Origin of the sequence: Vibrio sp. IB15 (genome assembly GCF_016406055.1) — a bacterium.
GTDB classification, from domain to species: domain Bacteria; phylum Pseudomonadota; class Gammaproteobacteria; order Enterobacterales; family Vibrionaceae; genus Vibrio; species Vibrio chagasii.
On sequence record NZ_JAEFCE010000118.1, the window covers coordinates 1 to 3,331 of the forward strand.

A 3,331-nucleotide genomic window follows, 5' to 3' on the forward strand; every position below is an offset into this window, starting at 1 on the left:
AACGGCGGACTGTTAATCCGTATGTCGCAGGTTCGAGTCCCGCAGGGGGAGCCACTTTAGAGAAAGCCTCATCACACGATGAGGCTTTTTCGTATCTAACGCTCCTGCTTTGTGCCAAAGCAATGTCTCAGCCGAATCGTCGGACCGCCCTAGCCGGCCGCGTCGAATCCCGCAAGGGGAGCCAATAAAGAAGAAGCCGCATCATTGATGCGGCTTTTTTGCACCTGAAGATCACGCATCTCTTTCCTACCTTCTTTAAACATCCTTGCCTTTTATCACATCCAAAATACCTTTCTTTATCTAGAGGTAATCAAACCATAGCCATTCATCTCAAGTGGTAAAGTTCACTTAGTAAAAACACTTCATCGAAAATTACTCTGGTGATAACGACGGATCATAAATCGAAGATCTGTATAGTGTGGCGATTTAGAGCTTCCAATTTTAAAACATCGCGCTGATCGCTCTCAGTGTCACTGTAAATCGCCACGCTCTCCTTAGCCACTACGATTACTCTTTATCAAAACTATCCACCACAATCGCTCCCATAGAGGCTGGCATAGAAATAACAATCACTCTCTTGATTGAAACTACAGGGTCAGTCAATAAAGGAAGTTTATCTAGACAAGTCAATACTAATGCTACGACCATGGCCGTCATGGCATAAGCGATAACGATTCTAAAAATGAACACAGGAATTCGGGCAACGACATCTTTTTGGAAAACGCTCTCATAAGTATAAAAACCAAGAAAGACTGCGGATAACATAAACAACAGCAATAAATTTTCGGCAGGCAACGTCTATCCTAGTCTCCAGGCTTCTTCAGAAAAAGAGATTGGAACAGCCAGAGCAAAAGATCCAACAAAGATCTGGCCTGCATCTTCAAAATTAAAACTCAGTTTCATTACATTACCTACTCGAGCCTTCTCTGCGATCCCACAGTAATTATTCTCAACTCTCTAAATACTGGAATCACTAAAAGTTAAAAGTGACTTCCGGTACTTCATATTAACCACCTAAAGCCAACTAAGAGTTGAACCGGAGAGCAAAAAAATCAAATTCTACTAATTATAATCTTAACGCTTCCACACGCTCGTAGAATGTACATAGGCTTCGAGTACGATGCTTAAGGGCAATAAACCTTCGGCGTGTGTACCAATATTGCTCACCCCAAACCTGAAAAAACTTACCTTCTAATATACTGTCACAAATACAATATAGTTGAAGATATCTGTTCTTGAGGGTGTAAGGACGGCATTTCAATGAGAAGTAAAAGAGCATTGATCGGCAATGGATGACTTGAAGGGAGTCTACCTTTGAGGGCTAAACAACAATTCTGATACCCACACTCTCAAAACCGAGCTAAAGGCTAGCTATATCATAGTGAACAGTCTCCTATACCTTCTGAATACAAAGAAATAGGTTACGGTTTATAGAACGTATGAATAAGCAAATCTCAGCAGAACTAGTACCTTGTAAATGCTTCTATAAAGTGCCCACCGCTGGAATTGCTAAAAGCATAGATCTGTTGTGTATTAATAGATACCAGATAGGAATCCCCATGGAAATACCTCTCTATTGCGCTAGACAGACCGTAAGGCTTCTTCCACAAATGACAGTGACAAAACGCAATAAGGAGAGCTGAAGGTCCAAGCATCAGGGGATAGGAAATATTTAGATAAGAAGCAATGAAAGGCACGCTAGCACCTCTTTAAAAGAAGTAGTTAGACTACCGAGATGTTTCGACTATTCATTACAATAAAAAGCTTACAACGAAATTGTCAGTAGAGTACTGCTCCCGGGTAACTCAGGGCCTCTTAAAGGCTCATTAGAAGGCAAGTTTAACCGCGGACTAGGTTGCCATACATCAAAGCAATAGCGCTTCACGACACTACCTACCTTCTCGGTAAGCACCGAAAAGCAGGAAAGCTATAGTGAGAGCTCCAAGACTTGTTTAACGCACTTCAAAGAGAGATCATCATAATTCGGAAGTAACCAAGCCAAACTACTTCTAACAAGGCATGTCGATAAATTGAGGTTCTTCTGTACCTTTGCTCCTGGCCAAGCAAAATGTACATTCCAAGGTAAATTAACAATACTCACAAACGACGTAAGCCTAATCGTCGGACTAGATTTCCCACCATTGGAGGCATGGTCGGGATTGCTGACAACCGGGGCGATTTGCAATGATTCGAATGTAAAAAAGTCCTGCTATTTCTAGCTGGACTTCTCTATGAATGACATAAAGGTAGTGTTCGCAGACGGTCAGGGCTCATTAGTCGAAGACCAAATTATCTATTTCCTAAAACAAGTGAAGCCTAGTCATAAGGCTAGGCTTTCTAATAAATAGTGGGGTCGCCGGGTTGCGGACAACGAGCAAACCTTTTGCGGGATTCTTTCAACCGAAGCGGAACACAATCATTCAAACGTAAAAAAGCCCGAGCAGTTATGCTTGAGCTTAGTATAAGTGGCGGAATAGCTGGGGGATCAGACGACCGGGACTCGTTGGTCGAAGACCAAAATATCTATCTCTAGAAACGACGAAAGCCTAGTCGTAAGACTAGGCTTTCTGATAAGTGGCGGAGTGGACGGGACTCGAACCCGCGACCCCCGGCGTGACAGGCCGGTATTCTAACCAACTGAACTACCACTCCGCAGTGTCTATTCAGCTTAAAGCAATTTGAGCCTGACGATGTCCTACTCTCACATGGGGAAGCCCCACACTACCATCGGCGCTATTGTGTTTCACTTCTGAGTTCGGCATGGAATCAGGTGGGTCCACAATGCTATGGTCGTCAAACAAATTCTTTTGTTAACTTGATTAATCAAATCAACTAAATCGTGGTGCTGATACCCAGACTCGAACTGGGGACCTCACCCTTACCAAGGGTGCGCTCTACCGGGCTGAGCTATATCAGCAATTCAAGAACCGTTTAAAAACGATTCTAAAAATTTAAAGCCTGGCGATGTCCTACTCTCACATGGGGAAGCCCCACACTACCATCGGCGCTATTGTGTTTCACTTCTGAGTTCGGCATGGAATCAGGTGGGTCCACAATGCTATGGTCGCCAAGCAAATTTTAAAATTCGGAAAGCTGTTTCTATTCTCTCAAACTCATTCAAGCGTTTGTATCTTTGAGTCCATCAAAACCCCTTGGGTGTTGTATGGTTAAGCCTCACGGGCAATTAGTACAGGTTAGCTCAACGCCTCACAGCGCTTACACACCCTGCCTATCAACGTTCTAGTCTTGAACAACCCTTTAGGACGCTTAAAGCGCCAGGGAAAACTCATCTCAGGGCTCGCTTCCCGCTTAGATGCTTTCAGCGGTTATC

General features: G+C 43.7%; 2 tRNA genes, 3 rRNA genes and 1 pseudogene. All 6 read right to left on the reverse strand.

What is annotated here, in order from left to right:
- Positions 1–507 precede the first annotated feature (507 nt).
- A pseudogene (locus JC606_RS22795) lies at positions 508–903 on the reverse strand (DUF2391 family protein).
- A 1,672-nt stretch (positions 904–2,575) separates the two neighbouring features.
- Positions 2,576–2,652 (reverse strand) — tRNA-Asp (locus JC606_RS22800).
- A 30-nt stretch (positions 2,653–2,682) separates the two neighbouring features.
- Positions 2,683–2,798, reverse strand: a 5S ribosomal RNA gene (gene rrf, locus JC606_RS22805).
- Between the two features lie 42 nt (positions 2,799–2,840).
- Positions 2,841–2,917 (reverse strand) — tRNA-Thr (locus tag JC606_RS22810).
- A 39-nt stretch (positions 2,918–2,956) separates the two neighbouring features.
- Positions 2,957–3,072 (reverse strand): 5S ribosomal RNA (gene rrf / locus JC606_RS22815).
- Between the two features lie 91 nt (positions 3,073–3,163).
- Positions 3,164–3,331: ribosomal RNA gene (locus tag JC606_RS22820) — 23S ribosomal RNA — on the reverse strand; the annotation flags it as partial.